The sequence below is a fragment of the Methylobacterium sp. ap11 genome (assembly GCF_900110515.1).
GTDB classification, from domain to species: Bacteria; Pseudomonadota; Alphaproteobacteria; order Rhizobiales; family Beijerinckiaceae; genus Methylobacterium; species Methylobacterium ajmalii.
In genome coordinates, this window is the sequence record NZ_FOEB01000006.1 from 15,364 (window position 1) to 39,077 (window position 23,714).

The following is a 23,714-nucleotide window of genomic DNA, read 5'->3' on the forward strand; positions in this document are numbered from 1 at the left end:
GCCGACATTTCACGAAAAAGGTCTCCGCATGGACCCGCGCACCACGTCCGCCCTCAAGGACGCGATCCGCTCGATCCCGGACTATCCGAAGCCCGGCATCGTGTTTCGCGACATCACCACCCTGCTCGGCGATGCCCGTGCCTTCCGGCGCGCGGTGGACGAGCTGGTGCACCCTTACGCGGGCGGCCGGATCGATCAGGTCGCCGGCATCGAGGCGCGGGGCTTCATCCTCGGCGGCGCCATCGCCCACCAGCTCTCCTCGGGCTTCGTGCCGATCCGCAAGAAGGGCAAGCTCCCTCACACCACCGTGTCGATCGCCTACGCGCTGGAATACGGTACCGACGAGATGGAGATCCATTCCGACGCGGTGAAGCCCGGCGACCGGGTGATCCTCGTCGACGACCTGATCGCCACCGGCGGCACCGCCACGGCGGCGGTCGAGCTCCTGCGCCGGATCGGCGCCGAGGTGGTGGCGGCCTGCTTCGTCATCGACCTGCCGGAGCTCGGCGGCGCCGACCGCCTGCGCGCCCTCGACCTGCCGGTGCGGACCCTGATCGAGTTCGACGGGCACTGACGAAAAAAGGCGGGCCTCTCGGCCCGCCCCCATCATCACCTTTCATCCCACCCTGCCACCTCATCCTGAGGTGTCAGTCGATCGCAAATCGCCCGCGATCGAAGATCGATTGACCTCGAAGGAGGGCTCCAGATGTCGCTGCGATTTCTGGAGCCCTCCTTCCAGGCCCACTGCGTGGGCACCTCAGGATGAGGTCGAGAGTGGGATGGATGGGGGGAAGCCGAGAAGCTCCCCTCAGGCCGCCTTGGCCAGGCTCTCGAACAGGCCGCGCCCGTCGGTGCCGCCGACGAGCCCTTCGACGAAGTTCTCCGGGTGCGGCATCATCCCGAGCACGTTGCGGGTGTCGGAGTAGATCCCCGCGATCGAGTTGAGGGAGCCGTTGCGGTTGGCCTCCACCGTGAGCTCCCCGGCCGCGTCGCAGTAACGGAACGCCACCCGGCCCTCGCCCTCGAGGCGCGCCAGGGTCTCGGGGTCGGCGAAGTAGTTGCCCTCGCCGTGGGCGACGCAGACGTCGATCACCTCGTTCTGGGCGTAGGCCCTGGTGAAGGCGGTGTCGGCGCGCTCCACCCGCAGGGTCTGGCGGTGGCAGATGAAGCGCCGGCCGACATTGCGCATCAGCACGCCCGGCAGGAGGCCGGACTCGCACAGGATCTGGAAGCCGTTGCAGATGCCGAGCACCAGCCCGCCGCGGGCGGCGTGGGCCCGCACCGCGTCCATGGCATGGGCGCGTCCCGCGATGGCGCCGCAGCGCAGGTAGTCGCCGTAGGAGAAGCCGCCGGGCAGGACCGCGAGGTCGGTGCCGGCGGGCAGCTCGGTCTCGGTGTGCCAGACGGTGGTCACCTCGGCGCCGGCGAGGCGCAGGGCCCGGGCGACGTCCCGCTCGCGGTTGGAGCCCGGGAAGACGACGATTGCGGCCTTCATCGGGCGATCTCGACGCGGTAGTTCTCGACCACGGTGTTGGCGAGCAGCCGGTCGCAGGCGGCCTTCACGGTGGCCTCGGCGCTCGCCTCGTCGGCGGCGTCGACCTCGACCTCGAAGAACTTGCCCTGGCGCACGCCGGCGATGCCGGTGATCCCGAGCGAGCGCAGCGCCCCCTCGATCGCCTTGCCCTGGGGATCCAGGACGCCGTTCTTCAGGGTGACGGTGACGCGCGCTTTCATCGGCCAGACCTTCGGCAACGGGGAGGGCTTTTGTCTGGCTCCCGATAGTGCGGAACGTGCGCCGAGGCAACGCCGGGGCGGCGTCCACGGCAGCCGCGCCGGCGCGGATTGATCTTTGCTGGTAGGATTCTAATACTGCCTGGGATACCGGGTACCGCGGCACGGGCGGGTCGGCGCCGCACCGGGGCGGCGCCGCGGTCAGGGGTGGAACATGTCGGACGCCGACGACGCGTTCATTCGTCAATCGTTCGACCTGATCGACGGCCTCGACGGCCTGTCGGACCCCCTGGACGTGCAGAAGACGATCTTCGACCTCGTCGCCCGCTGCGGCTTCTCCTACTTCGCCATCACCCGGCTGCCGCAGCCGAGCGAGCGGATCGGCCCCAACCTGCTGCTGAGCGTCTGGCCCGAGGGCTGGCTCGCGCATTACGACCGGGTCGGACATTACCGTTACGATCCCGTGGTGCGGCACTGCTTCCGCACCACCGAGCCGTTCTCCTGGAACGAGGCGCCCCTCGATCCCGACACCGCCCCGCAGGCCCGCCGGGTGATGGAGGAGGCGCGCGAGCACGGCATGGGCGCGGGCTACTGCGTCCCGATCCACGACGCCCACGGCTTCCAGGGCGGGATCTCGCTCGCCGGCGAGCGGGTCGAGATGACGCCGCGGGTCCGGCGCGCGGTCCACCTCCTCGGGCTCTACGCCTGGTCGGCCGCGGCCCGCACCACGGCCCGCCGGCGCAAGCCGGGCGGTCGGCTCCTGAGCGCGCGCGAGCGGGACGTGCTGTCCTGCGCCGCGCAGGGGCGCACCCAGGAGGAGACCGCCGACTTCCTCGGCGTCTCGGTCGAGACCGTTTCCACCTACCTGCGCAACGCCCGCACCAAGATCGGCACCCGCAACACCACCCACACGGTGATCGAGGCCCTGCGGCTGCGGGAGATCACCCTCTAGGGAAACGGCAGAAATCCACGCGATCGGCGGCTACCCTCCCGGTTTTCCGGGATACCGCGGGGCGTCCTCCTCTGGCCTTATGGCGCCGGACCGAGGGACGTCAGCGCATGATCCGCCTCCATGCCATCGACCGGACGAGCCGCGGGGCCTACGCGGACGCCCTGGCGCAGCACCATGCGCTGCGCCGCGCCGCCTTCGAGGAAGGCCGCTGCCGGGCGCTGCGCAGCGTCGACGCCGCCGGGCGCGACCGGTTCGACACCGAGGCCACCCGCTACCTCCTGGCCATCGACGGCGACGGCCGGGTGGCGGGCGGCACCCGGCTCCTGCCCTCCGACGGCCCGACCCTCCTGAACGCGGTCTTCCCGCACCTCGCCGACATCCGCGGCCTCCCGCGCGAGCCCGGCACCTGGGAATGCACTCGGCTCTTCTCCTCCACGCGCTACCGCGAGGAGCGGCCGCTGTCGCGGGCCGCCGGCATCGTCTCGGCGGGCATGATCGAGCACTGCCTCGAGCAGGGCATCCCGTACCTGAGCCTCGTCGTCGAGACCTACTGGATCCCGCAACTCGCCGAGATCGGCTGGCGGCCGCGGCCCCTCGGCCTGCCCGTGGCGTGCGAGGGCGTGTCGCTCTGCGCGGTCTCGATCGCGATGAGCGAGGAGGCCCTGCGGGAGACCCGGGCGGCCTACGGCATCGTCGCCTCGGTCCTCGCCCGTACCCCGCCGCCGCCCGACCGCACCCGCGCCGGCCGCGGCCTGGCCGCCTGAGGGGAACCGCGATGCCGTACCACGACGACACCCGCGCCTCGATCCCGCTCCGGGCCCTGCACCTGCCGGCCGTGTCGCGCGCCCCGGCCGACCGGATGGCCGAGCACCTGATCGAGGCCTACCGGCATGCCGTCGCCTGCGAGGACCAGGTCGTCCTCGACCTGCTCCGGCTCGCGCTCGGCTATGTCGGACGGACCTATCCGCCCACCGCGCTCCACGCCGCGGAGGAGCCTTGGTCATGACCTCCGGCGCGCTTCCCGCACCCGCTCCCCGATTCTCATCTCCCCACGACCAGGCACGCATCATGGCCCTCGCGATCCACGCCTCCGCCCCGCATTCCGACATGTCCCAGGCCGCCCGGGCCGAGATCCAGGCCCTGCGCCTGGCCGCCGGCATTCTCGACCTGCAGCACACCGCGAGCCCGCAGATCCGCGACCTGCCCTCCGTGCAGGCGATGATCCGCGCCGCCACGGCGCTGTTCGACGAGCTCGGCTTCATCGAGGAGGGCGAGCCCGAGCGGGCGATGTCGTCCTGAACGGCCGCGACTTTCGGCCGTCCCGCCGCGAGGAGCGCCGGACGGACGAGAAGGCGCGCGGCGCCCCGCCCCCGTACGGGAGCCGGGCGCCGTCGCGCCTTTTTTGTCCGGATCGTCGTGCGTCCGATCGAGGGCGCCGCGCCGTCCTCGCGGCGGCGTCATGCGGTTTCCGGTAGTAATCGTCCGGAAACCGTATCAGTACGCCACCCGCTTCTCGACGTAGCGGAACTGGATCGCGGTGAGCCCGATCACGATCGCCATCAGCACCACCGACTGCGCCGCCGAGCCGCCGAGGTCGGCGCCGATGCGGCCGTCCTGGTAGACCTTGTAGACCAGCGTCTGGGTCGCCCGGCCGGGGCCACCATGGGTGAGCACGTCGATGACGCCGAACGTCTCGCAGAAGGCGTAGACGACGTTGACCACCATCAGGAAGAACGTGGTCGGCGACAGCAGCGGGAAGATGATGGTCCAGAACCGCCGGGCCGGGCCGGCGCCGTCGATCGCCGCCGCCTCGATCACGCTGCCGGGGATCGCCTGGAGGCCGGCGAGGAAGAACAGGAAGTTGTAGGAGACCTGCTTCCAGGCCGCCGCCATCACCACCAGGATCATCGCGTGGTTCCCGTCGAGCAGCGGGTTCCACGGGATGCCGATCTGGTTGAGACCCCGGGCGATCAGCCCGAGGCCGGGCTGGAACAGGAAGCCGAACAGCACGCCCGCCACCGCCGGCGCCACCGCGTAGGGCCAGATCAGCAGGGTCCGGTAGATGCCCGAGCCCCGGATCTCCCGGTCCGCCATCGTGGCGAGGAGCAGCGCGAAGCCGAGGGAAAGCCCCGCCACCGCCGCGGCGAAGACCAGCGTGGTGACGAGAGCCTGGTAATAGGCCGGGTCCGTGAACAGGGCCCGGTAGTTCTCGAACCAGACGAACTCGGTCGAGAGCCCGAACGCGTCCTGCATCTGGAACGACTGCCAGACCGCCTGCACCGCCGGCCAGTAGAAGAACAAGCCGACGATGAGGAGCTGCGGCGTGATCAGCGCCGCCGGCAGCAGCCGGCCTCCGAAGGTGACGCGCTCGGGACCCATGCTGTTACCGTCCGGCCTGCTTCTCGAACTGGCGCAGCATCGCGTTGCCGCGGGTCGCCGCCTCGTCGAGGGCTTGCTTCGCCGTCTTCTTGCCGGCCAGCGTCGCCTCGATCTCCTCGGCCCACATGTCGCGCATCTGCGGCAGGTTGCCGAGACGCAGGCCGCGGGAGTTCTCGGTCGGCGGCTTGTTGGTCAGCTCCTTGATCGGCGTCTCGAGGGCCGGGTTCTTGTCGTAGAAGCCGTCCGCCTTCGACTTCTCGTAGGCCGCCTTGGTGATCGGCATGTAGCCGGTGGTCTGGTGCAGCTTCGCCTGCCGGTCGGTGTCCGACAGGAAGGTGAAGAACTTCGCCACGCCCTTGTACTCGTCGGGCTTCTTGCCGCCCATCACCCACAGCGAGGCGCCGCCGATGATGCTGTTCTGCGGCGCGCCCGGCACGTCGGGATAGTAGGGCATCGGCGCCGAGGCCCAGGCGAACTTCGCCGCGCCCTTGACGTTGCCGTAGGAGCCCGACGAGCCGAACATGATCGGGCACTCGCCGGCGGTGAAGCGGCCGAAGCCGCTGTCGTAGCGGCCGGAATAGTCGAAGCTCTTGTCCTTCTGCGCCTCGGCGAGGTTGCCGAGATGCTTGACCTGGAGCGGGCCGTTGATCTCGAGCGTGGTGTCGAGCCCGTCCATGCCGTTGGCCTTGGTGGCCACCGGCACGTTGTGCCAGGCCGAGAGCTGCTCGATGTTGAGCCAGGTGACCCAGGTGGTCGAGAAGCCGCAATTCGGGAAGCCGTTCTGCGTCAGCTTCTTGGCCGCCGCGAACAGGTCCGGCCAGGTCTTCGGCGGCTCGGAGAGGCCGATCGCCTTCAGGGCGTCGAGGTTGGCCCACATCACCATCGACGACGAGTTGAACGGGAACGAGAGCATCTCGCCCTTGGTCGTCGAGTAGTAGCCGGTGATCGCCGGCAGGTAGGCGTTCGCGTCGAACGGCTCGCCGGCGTCCTTCATCAGCTGGTAGACCGGCTTCACCGCGCCCTTGGCCGACATCATCGTGGCGGTGCCGACCTCGAACACCTGCATGATGTGCGGCGCGGTGCCGGCGCGGAACGCGGCGATGCCGGCATTCAGCGTCTCGCCGTAATTGCCCTTGTAGGTCGGCACCACCTTGTAGTCGCTCTGGCTCGCGTTGAACTCGTCGGCGAGGCGGTTGACGGCGTCGTTGTTGGCGCCCGTCATCGCGTGCCACCATTGCAGCTCGGTCACGGCGAGCGCCGGGGTGGTGGCCAGCGCCAGGCCTAAGCCGGCGAGCGCGATGCGGATGGTCGGGGTGGGGGCCATCGGGTTGTCGTCTCCTCGTGTGCGGCCCCTCATGCGGGGCCCGCGTGACACTCCGACGACAGGCGCCGGGGGTGACGCGGTCCGCACCGTCTCCAGCGGCGGGCAGCTTGTTAGTAGCTGGCTAAGCACAGCCGCGACCGGGGGACAAGGGAGGTTGTCTGGTCGGCGTGATCCCACGGCCGGAATTGAAACCCTCCGGGTCATCCCGGGGCTCGGCGAAGCCGAGAACCCGGGATCCATAACCGCTGACGGGGGAGAACTCGGGGGCGCGCGTTCCGCTTCATCTTGGACTGTCGGCGGTGATGGATCCCGGGTTCCGCTTCGCGGCCCCGGGATGACATCGAGGTTTGCAGGGTTGTCGAGAGAGATGAACAGCCTCGGATGACTACGGCCGCTTCCGGTCCCGCAACGCCTGGATCGTCGTCGTCGGGGTAATCGCCTCGGGGTCGGTCGGGCAGTGCAGGATCGCCGGCAGGCCGGAGGCGAGGGCCCGCGCCAGGGCCGCGGGAAAGTCCTCGGTGCGCTCGACCCGCTCGCCGTAGCCGCCGAAGGCCGTGGCGTAGGCGGCGAAATCGGGGTTCTTCAGCGCGGTGCCGGAGACGCGGCCGGGATATTCGCGCTCCTGGTGCATCCGGATCGTGCCGTACATGCCGTTGTCGACCAGGATGACGATCACCGGCAGCCCGTACTGCACGGCGGTGGCGAATTCCTGCCCGTTCATCAGGAAATCGCCGTCGCCCGAGACGACGACCACGGTGCGCTCGGGCAGCAGGCGCTTGGCGCCGATGGCGGCGGGCACCCCGTAGCCCATCGAGCCCGAGGTCGGGGCGAGCTGGCCGTCATGCGACCGGAACGGCCAGAAGCGGTGGACCCAGGTCGCGAAGTTGCCCGCGCCGTTGCACAGGATCGCGTCGGCCGGCAGCGCCTCGCGTAAGACCGCCATCACGCCGCCCATCTGGAGCGTGCCGGGGGTGGTGATCCGGGTGGGATCGCTCCAGGCGAGGTAGTCGGCATGCAGGTCGTCCGTGCCGGCGGCCCAGGGCAGGGCGCGGGGCGGCTGCACCGTCTCGATCGCCGCCGCGAAGGCGGTCGGGCTCGCGTTGATGGCGAGCGCCGGGCTGTAGACGCGGCCGAGTTCTTCCGGGTCCGGGTGGACGTGGACGAGGGTCTGGCGCGGTCCCGGAATGTCGAGGAGCGTGTAGCCCTGCGAGGGGATCTCCGACAGCCGCCCGCCGACGACGAGCAGGAGGTCGGCCTCCTTGATCCGGGCCAGCAGCTTCGGGTTGACGCCCAGCCCGAGATCCCCGGCGTAGCAGCGGTGATCGGCCGAGAAATGGCCCTGGCGCCGGAACGAGCAGGCGACGGGAAGCGAGAACAGGTCGGCAAAGCGCGAGACGCGCCGCACGGCCTCCGCCGACCAGCGGCTGCCGCCGAGGATCGCGAAGGGTTTTTGCGCCTGCCCCAGCAGGTTCTGCAGGGCGACCATCTGGGCCAGCGCCGGATGGGTCTCGACCGGCCGGAAGGCGGGGGCATCCGGGACGGTCGCGGTCTCGACCAGCATGTCCTCGGGCAGCGCAATCACCACCGGGCCGGGCCGGCCGGCGGTGGCGACGTGGAAGGCGCGGGCGATCAGCTCGGGGATGCGCTCGGCGCTGTCGATCTCCGTCACCCACTTCGCCATGGTGCCGAACACCGCCCGGTAGTCGAGTTCCTGGAAAGCCTCGCGCTCGCGGGCCGCCCGCTCGATCTGGCCGACGAACAGGATCATCGGAGTCGAATCCTGCTTCGCGATGTGCAGGCCGGGCGAGGCGTTGGTGGCGCCGGGACCGCGGGTGACGAAGCAGATGCCGGGCTTGCCCGTGAGCTTGCCGTGCGCCTCCGCCATCATGGCGGCGCCGCCCTCCTGCCGGCAGACGGTGAGGCGGATCTGCGCGTCGTGCAGCGCGTCGAGCACCGCGAGGTAGCTCTCGCCGGGGACGCAGAAGATGTCGCCGACGCCGTGGCGGGCGAGCTGGTCCACCAGGATCTGCCCGCCGGTGCGGGGGCGGGGGGCGTCGGTCATGGGTGTGTCCTCCGGTGGTCTCTCAGGCCCTGATTAAGGGCTTCTCACGGTCTATCCGGTTCGCAACCTCATCCTGAGGTGTCAGTCCATCAGAGATGGACTGACCTCGAAGGAGGGCTCCAGAAGGCTTCGCGATCCCGGGAGTCCTCCTTCGAGGTTAGCCGATCTCTGATCGGCTAACACCTCAGGATGAGGTCGAGGGTGGGAGAGAAAAGACTTGCGCGTAATGCTTGCCTTGGATCGATCCGCGTCACCCGCCCCAGGCCGGATCGGCCAGCACGCTCTGCGTATGATCCCCCACCTGCGGCGAGGCGGTCGCGGCCGCCATCGGCACGCCGTCGATGACGATCGGCGAGCGCACGCTCGGGATCGTGCCGCCCTTGGCGCGCGGATCGGGGAGGTCGAGGCGCATCCCGCGATGGACCACCTGGGGATCGGAGAAGACCTCGGCGAGGTCGTTGATCGGGCCGACCGGCACGTTGACGGCGCCGAGCCGCGCCAGGAGGTCGGCCTTGGTGTGGCGGCCGGTCTCGGCCGCGATGAGCGGGATCAGCACGTCGCGCCGCGTTACCCGGCCCGGATTGGTGGAATAGTCCGGGTCGAGGTGCCAGGTGGTGCCGAGCACGCCGCAGAATTTCTGGAACTGTCCGTCGTTGCCGCAGGCGACGATGATGTGGCCGTCCGACGTCGGGAAGACCTGGTAGGGCACAATGCTGGTATGCTCGTTGCCCATCCGGGGCGGCAGCATCCCGGAGACGAGATAGACCAGGGCCTGGTTGCCGAGCACCGAGACCTGCGTGTCGAGGAGCGCCATGTCGATGTGGCAGCCCTTCCCCGTCGCGTGCCGGCCCTGGAGCGCGGCGAGGATCGCCACCGTGCCGTAGACGCCGGTGAACACGTCCGCGAAGGCGACCGCGGTCTTGACCGGCTCGCCCTCGGGCTCGCCGGTGAGCGACATGATCCCGCCCAGCCCCTGGACCATGAAGTCGTAGCCGGCGCGGGGCGCGTAGGGGCCGTCCTGGCCGAAGCCCGTGACAGAGCAGGTGATCAGCCGCGGGTTGAGGGCGCTCAGGGCTTCGTGGTCGAGGCCGTACTTCTTCAGGCCGCCGACCTTGAAGTTTTCGATCACCACGTCGGCGTGGGCGGCGAGCTTGCGCACCACGGCCTGGCCCTCTTCGGTCTCGAAATCGGCCGCGACCGAGCGCTTGCCGCGGTTCGTCGAGTGGAAATACGAGGCCGAGAGCGTTTCGCCGTCGGCGCCCTCGACGAAGGGCGGGCCCCAGGTCCGGGTGTCGTCGCCGACGACCGGCCGCTCGACCTTGACCACGTCGGCGCCGAGATCCGCCAGGAGCTGCCCGATCCAGGGACCGGCCAGGATGCGGGCGAGTTCGAGCACCTTGATGCCGGCGAGGGGTTTGTGCACGGAAAGAACGCCTCCCAACGACGCGCCTCCCGTTTGCGGGATGGCGCCGGGACCCCGACCCGGGACCCCGTCACGCTTGCATACGACGCGGCCCGGCCGCCGGGAACGCCCGCCGGCCTCCGGTCAGCCCTGCGCCAGCCGCCGCCCGGTGGCGGGGTCGAACAGGTGGAGCGCACTCGCGTCGATCGCGAGCCGCACCGTGTCGCCCTCCTGCGTGGCGGAGCCGGCGGGCACCTGCACCGCCACGTCGGTGCCGGCGAGCGGCCCGTGCAGCAGGCGCGTGGCGCCGAGCTCCTCGACGAAGGCGACCCGGAACGGCAGCCCGTCCTCGGCGATCCGCAGGTCCTCGGGCCGGATGCCGGCCTCGACGGCGGTGCCGGGCGTCAGGCCGGCCGCCGGGATCACCGTCCCGTCGATCCGCACGCCGCCGTCCACGGCCTCGGCGGACAGAATGTTCATCGGCGGCGAGCCCATGAAGGTCGCGACGTAGCGGGTGGCGGGGCGGCGGTAGATCTCGATCGGGGTGCCGACCTGCTCGATCTGGCCGCCGTTCATCACCACCAGCCGGTCGGCCATGGTCATCGCCTCGACCTGGTCGTGGGTGACGTAGACCGTGGTGACGCCGAGCTGGCGCTGCAAGCGGCGGATCTCGACCCGCATCTGCACCCGGAGCTTGGCGTCGAGGTTCGACAAGGGCTCGTCGAACAGGAAGACCTGGGGCTTGCGCACGATCGCCCGCCCCATGGCGACGCGCTGGCGCTGGCCGCCCGAGAGCTGGCGCGGATAGCGCGTCAGCATCGCCTCGAGGCCGAGCAGCCGCGCGGCGTCCGTCACCCGTGTCTCGATCTCGGCCTTCGGCGTGCCGCGGTTGCGCAACCCGTAGGCGAGGTTGTCGTAGACGCGCATGTGGGGATAGAGCGCGTAGTTCTGGAACACCATCGCGATGTCGCGGTCGGCCGGCTCGACGTCGTTGACGACGCGTCCGCCGATGGTGATCGCCCCCGAGGTCACGGTCTCGAGGCCGGCGATCATCCGCAGCACCGTGGACTTGCCGCAGCCCGAGGGACCGACGAGGACGCAGAAGGCGCCGTCCGGCACGTCGAGGGAGACGCCGCGCACCGCGTCGACGCCGCCGGAATAGGTTTTTCGGAGTTGGTCGAGGGCGAGGCCGGCCATCAGAGGCACCCGATATTGAAGACCACGGGATACGGCACGACTTTCTGGCGGCGTCCGCAGCCGTTCCTGCCCACAACCTCATCCTGAGGTGTTAGCCGATCGTAGATCGGCTGACCTCGAAGGAGGGCTCCAGAAGTCTCGCTAATCCTGGAGCCCTCCTTCGAGGTCGGTCCATCATTGATGGGCTGACACCTCAGGATGAGGTCGCGGGTGGGAAAAGGCTGATCGCTGCGATTTCTGCGCCAATGTCGTGTATCGCGGCTGAGGACAGACATCACTTCTCGGTCTCCACCAGGCCGCGCACGAACAGCTTCTGCATCGCGAACACCACCACGACCGGCGGCAGCATCGCCAGCACGGCGGTCGCCATCACGATCTGCCACTCGGTGAGCTGGTCGGTGATCGAGGTCATCTTGCGCAGGCCGATCACCACCGTCTGCATGTCGTCGCGGGTGGTGACCAGCAGCGGCCAGAGGTACTGGTTCCAGCCGTACAGGAACTGGATCACGAACAGGGCCGCCATCGTGGTGCGCGAGAGCGGCAGCAGGGTGTCGAGGAAGAACCGCACCGGCCCGGCCCCGTCGATGCGGGAGGCCTCGACGAGCTCGTTCGGCACCGTGAGGAAGAACTGGCGAAACAGCAGGGTCGCGGTCGCCGAGGCGATCAGCGGCAGGGCGAGGCCCGCGTAGGTGTCGAGGAGCTGGAGGTCGGCCGCGACCTTGTAGGTCGGGTAGATGCGCACCTCGACCGGCAGCATCAGGGTGACGAAGATCGCCCAGAAGGCGGTCTGCCGAAAAGGAAACTTGAAGTAGATCAGTGCGTAGGCCGAGAGCAGCGAGATCGAGATCTTGCCGAGCGCGATGGCGAGCGCCATGATCGTGCTGTTGACCAGCATCAGCCCGACCGGCGCGCCGGCCATGCCGGATTCGGTGAGCGCGCGCCGGTAGGTCTCGAACCCGTGCGAGCCTGGCCAGAGAGGCATCTGGCCGTTGGCGATGGTGGCGGCGTCGTGCGTCGAGCCGATCAGCGCGAGGTAGACCGGAAAGACCACGATCCCGACCCCGAGGCAGAGCACGAGGTGCGGGATCAGGTTGCCGAAGCGGCGGTTCTCGACCAACGGGCCGCTCCCTGGCGGATGGTTTCTTGGGTTCCGGTGCCGCACGCGCGTGACGGGCGTGCGACGGCCGGGAGCGCGATGCGCCGCCGGCTGTCGTTGCCGCACCGGCGGGCATCGTTGCGAAGCCGGCTTAGCATCGGTCAAGCTCTGACGGAAGCGCCGCCGTCCGTCAGAGCTTCAGGCCGGCCTGGGCGGCGAGCGCCTTGAGGTCTCCCTGCGGCCGGGCGCCGAGATGCGAGATGATCTCCGCCGCCGCGACCGCGCCGAGGCGGGCGCAATCGGCGTGGTCGAGCCCGCGGGCGAGGCCGGCGAGGAAGCCCGCCGCGAACAGGTCGCCGGCGCCGGTGGTGTCGACCACCTCGCGCACCGGCGAGGCCGGCACGGACTTGGTCTCGGTCCCGGAGACCACCAGCGCGCCGTCCTCCGAGCGGGTGACGACGCCGAGGAGGCCCTTTTCCGCACGGAGCGCCGCCAAAGCCGTGTCGGCGTCTGCGGTCTGGTACAGGCTCTTCAGCTCGTGGATGTTGGCGAACAGGATGTCGAGGCTGCCGTCGCGGATGAGGCCCAGGAACTCGTCGCGGTACCGGTCGACGCAGAACGCGTCCGACAGGGTGAGCGCCACCTTGTTGCCGGCGCCGTGCGCGATCTTCGCCGCCTTGCGGAACGCCTCCTTGGCGGCCGGCGGGTCCCACAGGTAGCCCTCGAGGTAGACGTGGCGGGCGCTCTTCACCGTCTCTTCGTCGACGTCCGCGGCCGAGAGGCCCTGGCAGGCGCCGAGATAGGTATTCATGGTGCGCTCGCCGTCCGGCGTCACCAGCACGAAACAGCGGGCCGTCGCCGGGCCCTCGCTCGCCGGGGTGACGTCGAAGCGGACGCCGGTGGCGGTGAGGTCGTGGGCGAAGAGGCGGCCGAGCTCGTCGTCGCGCACCTTGCCGACGAAGCCTGCCCGCGCGCCGAGGAGCGCCGCGCCCACCGCCGTGTTGGCGCCCGAGCCGCCCGAGATGACCGTGGCCTGGCCCATCACCTGGAACAGGTGCTCGGCTCGCGCCTCGTCGATGAGCTGCATCGCGCCCTTGTGCACGCCCTCGCGCACCAGGAAGGCCTCGTCGGTGCGGGCCATCACGTCGACGATGGCGTTGCCGAGGACGAGGAGGTCGAGGGAGGCGGTCATGCAGGGGCTCGCGCGGGAAGACGTTGTCGCGCCTGTCGCATTCGCCGCCGGGAGGGTCAAGCGCGCGGGTTCATGGCTCCTCGAACAGGGCCGGGACGGAGAGTTCGAGGCCCGGCGGGTCGAGCCTCAGCGTTCCGTCCTGCACGAAGGCGGTGTCGATCCCGTCGCCGGTACGGCGGTGGTGGACGACCGTACGGCGATCGGGATCGACCATCAGGTAGTGGTGGACGCTCGGCACCTTGAAGTAGCCGACGAGCTTCTCGCTCGCATCGATCCGGCGGGTGCTGGGAGACAGGACCTCGACGACGATGACCGGATTCTTCACCTCGATCGCATCGGGGTCGATGCGCGGCCCGCAATAGATCAAAGCATCCGGCTCGTAGGCGGTGTGGGCGTTGATGCGGACGGTCATTCCGTCCGGCATCGCCCGGCATGTGATGCCGGCGGCGCGTATGGCACCACGCAGAGCGTCGAAAACGGCGACGCGTGTATCCGCATGCCGTGCGCGCTCGGCCGCCATCGAGAAGACCTCGCCCTGCACGAGCTCGTATCGTCCGGGATTCGCCTCGCTCCAGGCGAGGTACTCGTCCACATTCATGTGCGTCTGCGGATGCGGCTTCATCGCGTCGAACCTGTCGATGGCTCCTTGCACCGGCATCATAGCACGCCGGTCAGCGCGCGCCGAAGAGATCGTCCACGGCGAGCACGATCCCGGGCGGGTCGAGCGAAAGGCTCCCCTCGCTCACGATCCGGGTCTCGATCGCCGCGCCGGCGCGGCGATGATGGATCAGGCCGGGGCGCCGCGGATCGACCAGCAGATCCATGCACGACGCTCGGCAGCAGGATGTACCCGGCGACGGCACCTCGACCACGATCACCGGCGGGGGCGCCGCGACCGCGTCGGGGTCCATCCGGGGGCCTCAAGTGAGGAGCGCATCCGGCTCGTACGCGGTATGGGCGTCGACGCGGACGGTCACGCCGCCCGGCAGCATCTCGCAGGCCGCGATCGAGGGCGGACCGGACGGCGACCTTGATCCGGGCGTGACGCGCCCGCTCCGGCGCCATCGCGAAGACCTCGCCGTCGACGAGTTCGTGACGGCCCGGAACCGTCACGCTCCAGGCGAGGAACACGTCGACATCCAGGGCGATCGGGTGAAGTGTCATGGGGCAACGAGCCTGACGAGATAGTCGTCGTCCCAGCCTGCGGTTTTGCGGGCGAGGCGCATGGAGTCCTTGCGCTTTTTGCGGGCTGCCACGGTCACCGCGATGTGGCGGACCGTCTTCATGTTCTCCGGAGCATGAGCGGTGCGGATGCGCGATTGATCGTCGTGGAAGGCGACGTCGAGGATCCAGTGCAGGCCGTTCTCGATCGCCCGGTGCTGCCGGATGGCAGGCACGAGGCGGTCGGCGCCGAGCGGTGACGAGGTCAGGTAGCAGCGGGTCTCACGCTCGATCCTGGTTGCCGCGTCACGGGTGCTCGTATCACGGGTGCGGTCGACGACGATGAGGCTTTTCAGCCCCGGCCAAGCGTGGCGCTGAACAGAACCTCGTCCAGGCGATAGGCGACTTTGCCGGGCTGGCGCGGGTCGGGCAGGTCCGCGAAAGGATCGACGAACACCGTCGCCTCCAACATGGCGACTCCCGGCTCGCTCGCCTCGTCCATCGCTCGCTCTCGAGCCACGTCAGGGCGGACGATCGTTTCAGAGCTTCAGGCTCTTGGCCACCTCCAGCATTCACCCGATTGCCCTGGGGCGGCGTGTTCAACACCTTCCCGTACATGTCGTTCTCGCAGAATGTCGGCCTCGTCGGGGTGACGGGGGTGCGCTCGCGCTTCGTCACCGTGGCGGGCGGTGTCGTGATGCTGGCGCTCGGCCTGTCGCCGAAGATGGCCGCCCTCGTCGAGGCGGTGCCCCAGGTGGTGCTCGGCGGCGCCGGCCTCGTGATGTTCGGCATGGCGACGGCCACCGGCGCCCGCATCCTCGGGGGCATCGACTTCCGCAGGCAGCCGGGGAACCAACTCGTGGTGGCGATCGCGGTCGGCTTCGGCTTGATCCCCCTCGTGGCGCCGACCTTCTTCCGCAACCTGCCGCACGTGCTGCACCCGCTGCTCGAATCGGGCATCCTGCTGGCCTCGATCGTCGCGGTCGTGCTCAACGCCTTCTTCAACGGCGTCGGCAGCGCCGAGCGGGCGGGGCGGGGAGGCCTCGGCGGCGGCGGCCGTCGAGCACGTCTGATCCGAGACCCGGAAGACCGCTTCCGGCTCTCGGTTCGGCAGCCGGCGCGGCGCGCGAGAGACGCCGACATCCGCCTTGCGGGGCAAGCGATCGGATTTCGCATGATTGGGAGAGAGTGAGCCATGACCCTGCTGCACAAGACCTACGGCAAGGGCCGGGTGCGGGTGATGCGCGTCCATCGCGACGGCGACCGGCACGCGGTGCGCGAACTGACCGTGCAGGCGATGCTGACCGGGGCGTTCGATCGCACCTTCACGGATGCCGACAACAGCGCCACCGTCTCGACCGACACGATCAAGAACGTCGTCTATGTCGTCGCCCGCGAGAATCCGGCGCTCGCCACGGAGGCGTTCTGCCGCGCGGTGGCGCAACGCCTGCTCGACAGCTACCCGCAGATGGAGACCGCCACCGTCACCGGCCACGAGACCCGCTGGGCCCGCCTGACGGTCGACGGCGCGGCCCATCCCCACGCCTTCACGCTCGACGGCAACGGCCAGCCCTTCGCCCGGGTCGCGCTGTCGCGCGACGGCGCGGTGCTCAAATCGGGCCTGTCCGGCTTCACCTTTCTGAAGAGCACGGAATCGGGCTGGGCCAACTACGTGAAGGACCCCTACACCACGATTCCCGAGACCCACGACCGCATCGCCGCGACCAGCATGGAGGCGTCCTGGGCCTGGAGCGGCGAGCCCGCCGACTACGAGGCCGCCAACGCCCGCATCCTCGACGCGCTGCTCCGGGTCTTCTCGGGCAGCTACAGCCACAGCCTCCAGGACAGCCTCTACCGCATGGGGACGGCGGCCCTGGCGGCCGTACCGGAGATCGCGACCATCACGCTCGCCTGCCCGAACAAGCACTACCTGCTGGCGAACCTGACGCCGTTCGGCCTCGACAACCCGAACCAGGTCTTCATCGCGACCGACGAGCCGCACGGGCAGATCGAATGCACGGTCGGGCGGTGAGGCGCAGATCGTCCGGGCCGCGCCTCAATGCCGCGTCGGGTTCGCCCCCACGGTCTCGGCGGTGAGCCAATCGACCACCTCGGCCAAAGCCTCGCGGGGCGGCAGGCCGCGGCCGTGCGCCTCGGTGAAGAGCGCGAGCTGGCGGTCGGCGCTGGTGCCGCGGGCGACGATCCAGCGGGCGAGGTCGAGCTCCGCCGCGCAGCCGAGCGCGCGGGCATCCTCGGCGACGAGGGCGAGCGTCTCGGCGAGCACCGTCGCCACCGGCCGCGCCGTCCGGGTCGCCTCGCAGACGAAGCTGCCGTGGATGCCGTAGCGCTGCGCCCGCCAGCAATTCTCCGCCGTGATCGCCTGCGAGGCGCCGGTGAGATCGCGGTGGAGGTCCGGATGCCGGGCGAGGTGGCGCACCAGGCAGCGGTAGAGGGCCGCGATGGCGAGCGCGTCGTCGAGCCGGGTGCAGCTGTCGGCGATGCGCAGGTCGAGGCGCGGACCTGCCGGGGAGGGGCAGACCACCCACCAGACGTGGCGCGGATCGTCGATGGCGCCCGCCGCCACCACCGTGTCGAGGTAGCGGGCGTAGTCGTCCTCGTCGCGAAACAGCGGCGGCAATCCGCTGCGGGGCAGTTCCCGCGCGGCAGCCAGCCGATAGCCGAGGAGCCCGGTGCGCTGCGCCTGCCAGAACGGCGACGAGGTCGAGAGTGCGAGCAGCAGGGGCAGGAACGGCTGGACCCGGTTCATCAGGTCGATCCGCGATAAACCCTCCGGCACCTCGACCCCGACGCTGAGGCCGCAGACGACGGTGCGGCTGCCGACCATCTGGAGGTCGCGCAGCACCCGCCCGCCCGCGGCCTGGTCGCGCGGGCGCACCCGGCTCCACAGGGCGAGGGGGTGGGTGCCGGACGCCATCAGGGCGAGGCCGCGGGCCGAGGCGAGCGCCCCGAGGTTGCCGCGCAGCTCCGTCAGCGCCCGGCGCGCCTCGGCGAGGTCGGCGACCGGCGCGATCGCCCAGACCAGCTGCGGCTCCATCAGCTCGGTGCGCACCAGCGGGGAGGCGGCCCGGCAGGCGGCGAGGAAGTCGCGGGTGCGGGCCCGGGCGGCGTCGCGCTTGCCCGCATCGTTGATGAACACCTCCTCCTCGAGGCAGACGTCGAATTCCGCTCGCATCAGCAGGATCTCCGGCAACAGCAGACCGCGGCGCTCCGGCGGCCGAGGGGCCGCGAATCGGCCTCGGCCGCGGGGGCGGCTCCGTTATCAGGGTGTGGCGGGCGGCGCGAGTCCGGGCCCGGCGCCGCGGGGGCGGATCATGCCATCGGCCCAAGATGCTGACGCATCGGGCCGATGGCCCATCTCGAATTTTCGACGCCAAGCCAAAGGCTTGACGAAAATTCGAGAATGGAACCAAAGGTCGTTTTCAACGACCGTCGGTATCAGTCCCCGGGCCGGCCGTCGCCGAGCACGGCCTGGACCAGGGCGAGCACCGCCACGGCGGCGGTGTCGGCGCGCAGGATCCGCGGGCCGAGGGAGAGGCGCACCGTGTTCGGGCGATCTCCGATCAACGAACGCTCCTCCGGCGTGAATCCCCCCTCGGGCCCGATCACGACGGCGAGCGGCAAGGGAGCGTTTCCGGCGAGGGTCCCGGCGGCCTGCCGCAACGCCGCGACGGGATCGGCGAGCGGCGCGTCCTCGTCGCAGAACACCAGCAGGCGCTCCGGCGCCAGGCCGGCCACGGCCTCGGCCAGCGGCGCGGCCTCGCGGATCTCCGGCAGGGCCAGGATGCCGCATTGCTCGGCCGCCTCGATCGCGTTGGCGTGCAGCTTGTCGAGCTTGATCCGGTCGCCCTGCGTGCGCCGGGTCACCACCGGCTGGATCAGGCTCGCGCCCATCTCCACCGCCTTCTGGGCGACGTAGTCGAGGCGGGCGGCCTTGAGCGGGGCGAACAGGTAGTGCAGGTCGCCCGGCGGGGTCTGCGGCCGGATCTGCGCCCGCAGCACCAGGTCCGCCGCCTTGCGGCCGGTCGGCTCGATCTCGGCCCGCCACTCGCCGTCGCGGCCGTTGAAGACCAGCACCGGTTCGCCCGCGGCGCGGCGCAGCACCGAGAGCAGGTAGTTCGCCTGCGCCCGGTCGAGGGTGTGCCGGGCGCCCTCCCGCATCGGGATGTCGAGGAAGAGCCGGGGAGCGTTGAAATCGGTGGCCGCCATGGCCCCGTGCTCGCCGAGGCGGGGGGCGGCTGTCAATCGCCCCGCCTGTGGCCGTGCCGCAACATTCGCCGGCAACCGCGCCGGGCCACGGAACGAACCGGGTGTCGCCGCACGAAGGCGCCACATTCCTGTGCAGAAACCGGTTCGAGGCCGGGAGCGGCAGGGATTTCTTACGTATGCCCGAGGCGCGACACGCCGGACCGGCGAACGACGTTCGGCGGCGATCCCGGCAAGCCGGGGCCTCGGGGATGGATTTTTTGAGGGGGTGGAGATGACCTGCATGCGTGTGACCGTGGCGGCGCTGGCCGGAAGCGTGCTCGGCGCGACGCTGCTCGGCGGGGCGGCTCTCGCCCAAGGGGCCGATTGCTCGTCGATCCAGAAGACCCTGACCGAGCGCAAGGACATCGTCGGCAAGGTCAATGCCGCCTCCCAGGGCAAGAAGGCGAAGATCACCGCGGCGGCCGCCTGCACCCTGTTCACCAAGCTCCAGGCCAACGGCACCGAGGGCCTGAAGTGGATCGGCGCCAACAAGGATTGGTGCTCGATTCCCGATTCCTTCGTCGAGGGCTTCAAGGCCGATCACAGCCGGGTCTCGACCCTGAAGACCAAGGTCTGCCAGGCCGCCGTGCAGCAGGCGGCGATGGAGAAGAAGGCCCGCGCCATGGCGGCCCAGCAGCAGCAGGGCGGCGGCGGTGGCGGCCTCCTCGGCGGTCCCGGCCTGACCGGCAGCTTCCGGGTGCCGCAGGGCGCGCTGTGACGCTCGTGCACGGACCGGTGCGGCTCCCGTCGGCATGACGACCGCCCCCGATCGTCCCGTCGCCGATGCGGTGACGGGACACTGGGTCGACCGGCACGCCCCCGAGGCCGTGCGCCCCTACCTGCGCCTCGCCCGCATCGAGCGGCCGATCGGCTGGTGGCTCCTGCTGCTGCCGTGCTGGTGGTCGGCGGCGCTCGCGGCCATCGCGACGGGACGGCCCGGCCCGAGCCTGTGGCACCTCGGCCTGTTCCTCGTCGGCGCCGTCGCCATGCGGGGCGCGGGCTCGACCTACAACGACATCGCCGACCGCGACCTCGACGCCCGTGTCGAGCGCACCCGCCTGCGGCCGCTGCCCTCCGGGCGCATCCGCGTGCGGCACGCCCTGGCCTTCCTGGTGGTGCAGGCGCTCGTCGGCCTCGCGGTGCTGCTGCAATTCAACAGGACGGCGATCCTCGTCGGCATCGCCTCGCTCGCGCCCGTCGCGATCTACCCGTTCATGAAGCGGGTGATGCCGGTGCCGCAGGCGGTGCTCGGCCTCGCCTTCGCCTGGGGCGCGCTGATGGGCTGGGTCGCCCTGGTCGGGCGCCTCGAGGCCCCGGCCTACTGGCTCTATGCCGGCGCCATCGCCTGGGTGATCGGCTACGACACGATCTACGCGGTGCAGGACATCGAGGACGACGAGATCGCCGGCATCAAGTCCTCGGCCCGCTTCTTCGGCTCCCAGGTGCGGCTCGCCGTGGCGGGCTGCTTCCTCGCCTGCGTCCTGTGCATCGGCCTCGCCCTGTCCGGGGCCGGGGCCGGGCCGATCGGGCTTGCCGGTCTCGCGCTCTTCGCCGGCCACCTCGCCTGGCAGGTCGGGCGGCTCGATCCGCGCGACGGGGCGGAGGCCCTGCGGCTGTTTCGCTCGAACCGCGATGCGGGTCTGATCCTGTTCTGCGGCCTCACCCTCGACGCGATCTGGCAAGGCCTGATGTAGCGCGGTCGACGCAGCGGCGGCTCGTTCGGTGTCCGATCGGTCGCTCCGCGACGCGGAAACCGGCTTCGCTCGATCGCCGCGCGGGCTGGCGATCCTGTCTCCAGACGGGATCGTCCGGAGGCAGAATCAAAGGCTGCCGCCGTCGGTCATCAGGGCCTCGTCGCGGTAGACCAAGGGGCGCAGCGGCAGCCGGGCGGTCTTGCGGCGGGTGAGGAAGCGGGGCCGGCGGTGGGCGAGCAGGCCGTGCCGGCGGCGGATGCGCACCGCGCCGAGCTTCAGCCGGCCGACCTGCTGGCCCATGCTCGAGACGGCGCCGTCCTCCTGGATCACCACCATCGGCAGGCCGGTCTCGGCGCCGAGGCGCCGCCACACCGCCACCACCTCGTCGTCGCCGTAGAGGCCGAGCCGCATCACCGGGTCGCCGTCGCGGTCGAGCAGCATGACGGCGAAGCGGTCCTCGCCGGCGGCGTCGCTGGCATCGCCGTCGAGGCACAGGGCGAGGCTGCCGGCGACCGAGCCGCCGGGCACGCCGCCGACGATCGGGAGGGCCGAGGCCTCGGCCTGGACCGGGCCGCGGTGGATGACCGGGAGCTCGACGTCGCGGCGGACGGCCTGGCTGCCGGAGGAGTGGCGGTTCGAAGAGGGGAATCTGGTGACCATGGTTCTGCTCGACGCCCTGTCCGCGTGAGGCGGCGACCTCTGTCGTGTCGTCCGCCGTTGAGAGGAGATTGCACCCCCGCCGGCTCAAAACGCCTTAAAAGGCAGCGTTAAGCGATGGTTGTCGCGAGCCGGATGCGTCGAATGCTCAATAGATCCTTGTCCGGACGGGATTCATTTATCGTTCACGCCTTGCACAAGGTCGAGCGATGCTCGCGGGCGCATGGGACGACGGTGCGGCGTCCCCGCGCCGGGCGGCGGGCGGCGGGCGGCGGGCGGCGTCGTCCTTGTGGCGTCCGGTGGCGGGGCCTACAACGGAGGGACCGACGTCCGCCCCACGCATCGCGGGGGAAGCCGGGCGCTCCCCCTCGAACCTTCGCGGCCGACCATGCCTCTCCCCGACGACGTGCGCGCGATCCTGCCCGAGGGGCTCGTGCCCGAGGACTTCCTGCCGAAGGTCCGGGCGATCATCCGCGAGGCCGCGCTCCTGGCGCTGCCGTTCTTCCGCCAGGGCGAGCGCACCACCGCCCGGATCTGGAACAAGTCCGGCGGCTCGCCGGTCACGGAAGCCGACGTCACCGTGGACGCCTTCCTGAAGGTGCGCCTGAGCGAGCTCCTGCCCGGTGCCGCCTGGCTCTCGGAGGAGACCCGGGACGATCCGGTGCGCCTCGCCCACGATCTCGTCTGGATCGTCGACCCGATCGACGGCACCCGCGCCTTCCTGTCGGGCGATCCCGACTGGTCGATCGCCGTGGCGCTCCTCGCCCGGGGCGAGCCGATCCTCGGCCACGTCGCCGCGCCGGTGACCGCGACCCTCTACGAGGCGGTGGCCGGGCAGGGCGCGACGAAGGACGGCGTGCCGATCCGGGTCTCGGCCCACGCCACAGCGGCGGGCGCCCGGGTCACCGGCCCGAAGCCGATGGCCGACCGGATCGAGCACCGGCTGGGCCTCGGCGGCACGCCGGGCGAGCTCGTGCGCCTGCCCCGCATCCCCTCGCTCGCCCTGCGGCTGGTGCGAGTGGCCGAGGGGCTGGTCGATGTCGGGCTGGTCTCGTCGGATGCCCGCGACTGGGACCTCGCCGGCGCCGACCTGATCCTGCGCGAGGCCGGCGGCACGGTGGTCGGCCTCGACGGCCGGCCGCCCGTCTACAACCGGCGCGAGCCGATCCACGGCGAGCTGATCGCGGTGCCCGAGGCGCTGCGGGCGGAGGTGCTGGCGGGCCTGGGCTGACGGCCGCCGGCCGGCGCCTCTTCGCCGTTGCCCCGGCGGTCGAGCGGCGCCACCATGCGGGCATGACCCGCGACGACACCGCCCTGTCCAAGACCCTGTCCTACTGGCTGCGCCACAAGCCGGAGGCAGCCGGCCTCGTCCTCGATCTCGCCGGCTGGACGCCGATCAACGCCGTGCTGGCAGCCTTCGCGGCCGTCGGCCGTCCCGTCGATCGGGACGGCCTGCTGCGGGTCGTCGCGACGAGCGACAAGGCGCGGTTCGAGGTCGATGCCGCCCGGGAACTGATCCGGGCCCGTCAGGGCCATTCCGTGGCGGTCGCCGGCGACTGGGTCCGGTCGGAGCCGCCCGCGCATCTCTGGCACGGCACGGTCGAGCGGGTCGTGCCGGCGATCCTCGCCGAGGGCCTGCGGCCGATGGCGCGGCACCACGTCCATCTCTCGGCCGATCCGGAGACCGCCCGGATCGTCGGCGCCCGCCGCGGCCGGCCGGTCGTCCTGCGCGTCGCGGCCGGGCGCCTGGCGGCGCGGGGACATCCGTTCTGGTGACGGGCAACGGGGTGTGGCTCGCCGAGCATGTGCCGCCCGAGGCGATCGACCGCTCGTGACAGGCTAGGCTGTCGCCAGAGCGTTCTCCGAAGACGTGGATCAAGGTTCGTCGTAGAAAATGCGGCAGAATCAGAGGCCTGGAGCATCGACCGATCGCAAGGCCACGGCACACGGCACTGGCCCTGGCCGGGCTCACCGGCTCATCGTCGGCCAACCCCTTTCCGGGTCCGGTACGGGCCTGCACGACTGCAGCGAAGCGGAAGGAGATCCGGGATCCAGCACGACAAGCCGCGAAGCGTCCGTGCGTCTGCGACGGTGCAGCATGCCGAGCCGCTTCGCGGCACATTCTGTGCTGGGTCCCGGATCTCCTTCCGCTGACGCTCCAGTCGTCCGGGAAAGGGGGCGAGCCTTCATGGAACCCGGCATCCACGCTCGCCGGTGCCGTGTGCCGTGTTGCGAGGCGATCGGGTGGTGCTCTAGCGCGACTCGCGCTTCTCCAGCGCCGTCTTCACCTGCTTGAGCTGGTCGAACACCGCGCTCGGCGTGGTGCCGAAGAAGGCGAAGCCCGCGTTGATCGCCCAGTAGCAGCACAGCACGATCACCGGCACCAGGATCCAGCCCAGGATCTCCTCGCCGATCTTGCGCCGGCGGCGGCGCTGGCGGCGGCGTTCGCGCCGCGTCACCCTGGGGGAGGGCGGGGCCACCGTCGCGGCCGGGGCGAGGGGGCCCTCGTTGAGATCTCCGCTCATGGGAACCGTCTCACGTGTCCTGGCGCGGGCGCGGGGGCCCGCGGCGCTGGTCGCCCGGCGGGACCGCCCGGAGAGC

At 70.8% G+C, this 23,714-nt stretch carries 27 protein-coding genes and 1 pseudogene; 11 read left to right on the forward strand and 17 right to left on the reverse strand.

Features of this window, described 5'->3' with window-relative positions; translation table 11 throughout:
• The first annotated feature begins 28 nt into the window (after positions 1-28).
• On the forward strand, positions 29-574 hold the full coding sequence (locus BMX97_RS10375; protein ID WP_060849788.1) for an adenine phosphoribosyltransferase: 546 nt from the start codon (positions 29-31) through the stop codon (positions 572-574).
• Between the two features lie 234 nt (positions 575-808).
• Here BMX97_RS10375 and purQ read toward each other — a convergent pair whose 3' ends face one another.
• Both purQ and purS read right to left on the reverse strand, forming a co-directional pair.
• Entirely contained in the window at positions 809-1,495 is a 687-nt protein-coding gene (gene purQ, locus BMX97_RS10380; RefSeq protein ID WP_091749089.1) for a phosphoribosylformylglycinamidine synthase subunit PurQ, read from the reverse strand.
• Positions 1,492-1,734 carry a phosphoribosylformylglycinamidine synthase subunit PurS gene (gene purS / locus BMX97_RS10385; protein ID WP_060850814.1) on the reverse strand — a complete coding sequence of 81 codons (243 nt, stop codon included), beginning with the start codon at positions 1,732-1,734 and terminating at the stop codon, positions 1,492-1,494. The genes purQ and purS overlap by 4 nt, the downstream gene beginning before the upstream one ends.
• Positions 1,735-1,945: 211 nt before the next feature.
• On the opposite strand from purS, the gene BMX97_RS10390 reads away from it, so the two are divergent.
• From BMX97_RS10390 to BMX97_RS10405, 4 genes are all read left to right on the forward strand, one after another.
• Positions 1,946-2,683: a LuxR family transcriptional regulator gene (locus tag BMX97_RS10390; RefSeq protein ID WP_091749093.1), complete on the forward strand. Its 738-nt coding sequence runs from the start codon at positions 1,946-1,948 to the stop codon at positions 2,681-2,683.
• 107 nt (positions 2,684-2,790) lie between these two features.
• Positions 2,791-3,447 (forward strand): acyl-homoserine-lactone synthase, encoded by a 657-nt coding sequence (locus BMX97_RS10395; protein ID WP_060849791.1) that lies wholly within the window; start codon positions 2,791-2,793, stop codon positions 3,445-3,447.
• 11 nt (positions 3,448-3,458) lie between these two features.
• Positions 3,459-3,689, forward strand: a complete 231-nt coding sequence (locus BMX97_RS10400; RefSeq protein ID WP_091749096.1) for a hypothetical protein — start codon at positions 3,459-3,461, stop codon at positions 3,687-3,689.
• Positions 3,690-3,751: 62 nt separating this feature from the next.
• Positions 3,752-3,982: a hypothetical protein gene (locus tag BMX97_RS10405; protein WP_091749098.1), complete on the forward strand. Its 231-nt coding sequence runs from the start codon at positions 3,752-3,754 to the stop codon at positions 3,980-3,982.
• Positions 3,983-4,177: 195 nt separating this feature from the next.
• Here the strand turns inward: BMX97_RS10405 and ugpA are convergent, their stop codons facing one another.
• The 11 genes from ugpA to BMX97_RS33620 form a co-directional block, all read right to left on the reverse strand.
• Complete coding sequence (ugpA, locus tag BMX97_RS10410; protein WP_091749101.1) at positions 4,178-5,062, reverse strand: sn-glycerol-3-phosphate ABC transporter permease UgpA; 885 nt, start codon at positions 5,060-5,062, stop codon at positions 4,178-4,180.
• A gap of 4 nt (positions 5,063-5,066) precedes the next feature.
• On the reverse strand, positions 5,067-6,386 hold the full coding sequence (ugpB, locus tag BMX97_RS10415) for a sn-glycerol-3-phosphate ABC transporter substrate-binding protein UgpB (protein ID WP_091749104.1): 1,320 nt from the start codon (positions 6,384-6,386) through the stop codon (positions 5,067-5,069).
• Positions 6,387-6,771: 385 nt separating this feature from the next.
• Positions 6,772-8,448 carry a thiamine pyrophosphate-binding protein gene (locus BMX97_RS10420; RefSeq protein WP_091749107.1) on the reverse strand — a complete coding sequence of 559 codons (1,677 nt, stop codon included), beginning with the start codon at positions 8,446-8,448 and terminating at the stop codon, positions 6,772-6,774.
• 250 nt (positions 8,449-8,698) lie between these two features.
• The gene (locus BMX97_RS10425; protein WP_091749110.1) at positions 8,699-9,871 is read right to left on the reverse strand and encodes a CaiB/BaiF CoA transferase family protein; all 1,173 of its coding nucleotides are present in this window, start codon (positions 9,869-9,871) and stop codon (positions 8,699-8,701) included.
• A 123-nt stretch (positions 9,872-9,994) separates the two neighbouring features.
• Positions 9,995-11,047: an ABC transporter ATP-binding protein gene (locus tag BMX97_RS10430; protein ID WP_091749113.1), complete on the reverse strand. Its 1,053-nt coding sequence runs from the start codon at positions 11,045-11,047 to the stop codon at positions 9,995-9,997.
• A 274-nt stretch (positions 11,048-11,321) separates the two neighbouring features.
• Complete coding sequence (gene ugpE, locus BMX97_RS10435; RefSeq protein WP_091749116.1) at positions 11,322-12,164, reverse strand: sn-glycerol-3-phosphate ABC transporter permease UgpE; 843 nt, start codon at positions 12,162-12,164, stop codon at positions 11,322-11,324.
• 169 nt (positions 12,165-12,333) lie between these two features.
• Entirely contained in the window at positions 12,334-13,335 is a 1,002-nt protein-coding gene (locus BMX97_RS10440; RefSeq protein WP_091749119.1) for an adenosine kinase, read from the reverse strand.
• 70 nt (positions 13,336-13,405) lie between these two features.
• On the reverse strand, positions 13,406-13,957 hold the full coding sequence (locus tag BMX97_RS10445) for a Uma2 family endonuclease (RefSeq protein ID WP_244538372.1): 552 nt from the start codon (positions 13,955-13,957) through the stop codon (positions 13,406-13,408).
• A 49-nt stretch (positions 13,958-14,006) separates the two neighbouring features.
• Positions 14,007-14,159 carry a hypothetical protein gene (locus tag BMX97_RS34335; protein ID WP_348273119.1) on the reverse strand — a complete coding sequence of 51 codons (153 nt, stop codon included), beginning with the start codon at positions 14,157-14,159 and terminating at the stop codon, positions 14,007-14,009.
• Positions 14,160-14,495: 336 nt separating this feature from the next.
• Positions 14,496-14,852, reverse strand: a complete 357-nt coding sequence (locus BMX97_RS10455) for an ISAs1 family transposase (protein ID WP_143074600.1) — start codon at positions 14,850-14,852, stop codon at positions 14,496-14,498.
• Positions 14,849-14,998, reverse strand: a complete 150-nt coding sequence (locus BMX97_RS33620) for a transposase family protein (protein WP_143074551.1) — start codon at positions 14,996-14,998, stop codon at positions 14,849-14,851. The genes BMX97_RS10455 and BMX97_RS33620 overlap by 4 nt, the downstream gene beginning before the upstream one ends.
• An 87-nt stretch (positions 14,999-15,085) precedes the next feature.
• Between BMX97_RS33620 and BMX97_RS33625 the strand changes: the two are divergent.
• Positions 15,086-15,569: pseudogene (locus tag BMX97_RS33625) on the forward strand (solute carrier family 23 protein); the annotation flags it as partial.
• 122 nt (positions 15,570-15,691) lie between these two features.
• Positions 15,692-16,528 (forward strand): factor-independent urate hydroxylase, encoded by an 837-nt coding sequence (gene pucL, locus BMX97_RS10465; protein ID WP_091749124.1) that lies wholly within the window; start codon positions 15,692-15,694, stop codon positions 16,526-16,528.
• 24 nt (positions 16,529-16,552) lie between these two features.
• On the opposite strand, the gene BMX97_RS10470 is transcribed toward pucL, so the two are convergent.
• Together BMX97_RS10470 and BMX97_RS10475 are read right to left on the reverse strand one after the other, a co-directional pair.
• Positions 16,553-17,689, reverse strand: coding sequence for a YbdK family carboxylate-amine ligase (locus BMX97_RS10470; RefSeq protein WP_091749895.1), 1,137 nt, complete (start codon positions 17,687-17,689; stop codon positions 16,553-16,555).
• Between the two features lie 263 nt (positions 17,690-17,952).
• Positions 17,953-18,723, reverse strand: coding sequence for a 16S rRNA (uracil(1498)-N(3))-methyltransferase (locus tag BMX97_RS10475; RefSeq protein WP_091749127.1), 771 nt, complete (start codon positions 18,721-18,723; stop codon positions 17,953-17,955).
• Between the two features lie 271 nt (positions 18,724-18,994).
• On the opposite strand from BMX97_RS10475, the gene BMX97_RS10480 reads away from it, so the two are divergent.
• Positions 18,995-19,480: a hypothetical protein gene (locus BMX97_RS10480; RefSeq protein ID WP_091749898.1), complete on the forward strand. Its 486-nt coding sequence runs from the start codon at positions 18,995-18,997 to the stop codon at positions 19,478-19,480.
• A 34-nt stretch (positions 19,481-19,514) separates the two neighbouring features.
• Entirely contained in the window at positions 19,515-20,456 is a 942-nt protein-coding gene (ubiA, locus tag BMX97_RS10485) for a 4-hydroxybenzoate octaprenyltransferase (RefSeq protein WP_091749130.1), read from the forward strand.
• A 126-nt stretch (positions 20,457-20,582) separates the two neighbouring features.
• On the opposite strand, the gene BMX97_RS10490 is transcribed toward ubiA, so the two are convergent.
• Entirely contained in the window at positions 20,583-21,116 is a 534-nt protein-coding gene (locus BMX97_RS10490) for a DUF6101 family protein (RefSeq protein WP_091749133.1), read from the reverse strand.
• Positions 21,117-21,501: 385 nt separating this feature from the next.
• Between BMX97_RS10490 and BMX97_RS10495 the strand changes: the two genes are divergently transcribed.
• Both BMX97_RS10495 and BMX97_RS10500 read left to right on the forward strand, forming a co-directional pair.
• Positions 21,502-22,344, forward strand: coding sequence for a 3'(2'),5'-bisphosphate nucleotidase CysQ (locus BMX97_RS10495; protein ID WP_091749135.1), 843 nt, complete (start codon positions 21,502-21,504; stop codon positions 22,342-22,344).
• 62 nt (positions 22,345-22,406) lie between these two features.
• Positions 22,407-22,889 (forward strand): RNA 2'-phosphotransferase, encoded by a 483-nt coding sequence (locus BMX97_RS10500; RefSeq protein ID WP_244538373.1) that lies wholly within the window; start codon positions 22,407-22,409, stop codon positions 22,887-22,889.
• A 476-nt stretch (positions 22,890-23,365) separates the two neighbouring features.
• On the opposite strand, the gene BMX97_RS10505 is transcribed toward BMX97_RS10500, so the two are convergent.
• On the reverse strand, positions 23,366-23,638 hold the full coding sequence (locus BMX97_RS10505; RefSeq protein ID WP_091749138.1) for a hypothetical protein: 273 nt from the start codon (positions 23,636-23,638) through the stop codon (positions 23,366-23,368).
• Positions 23,639-23,714 lie beyond the last annotated feature (76 nt).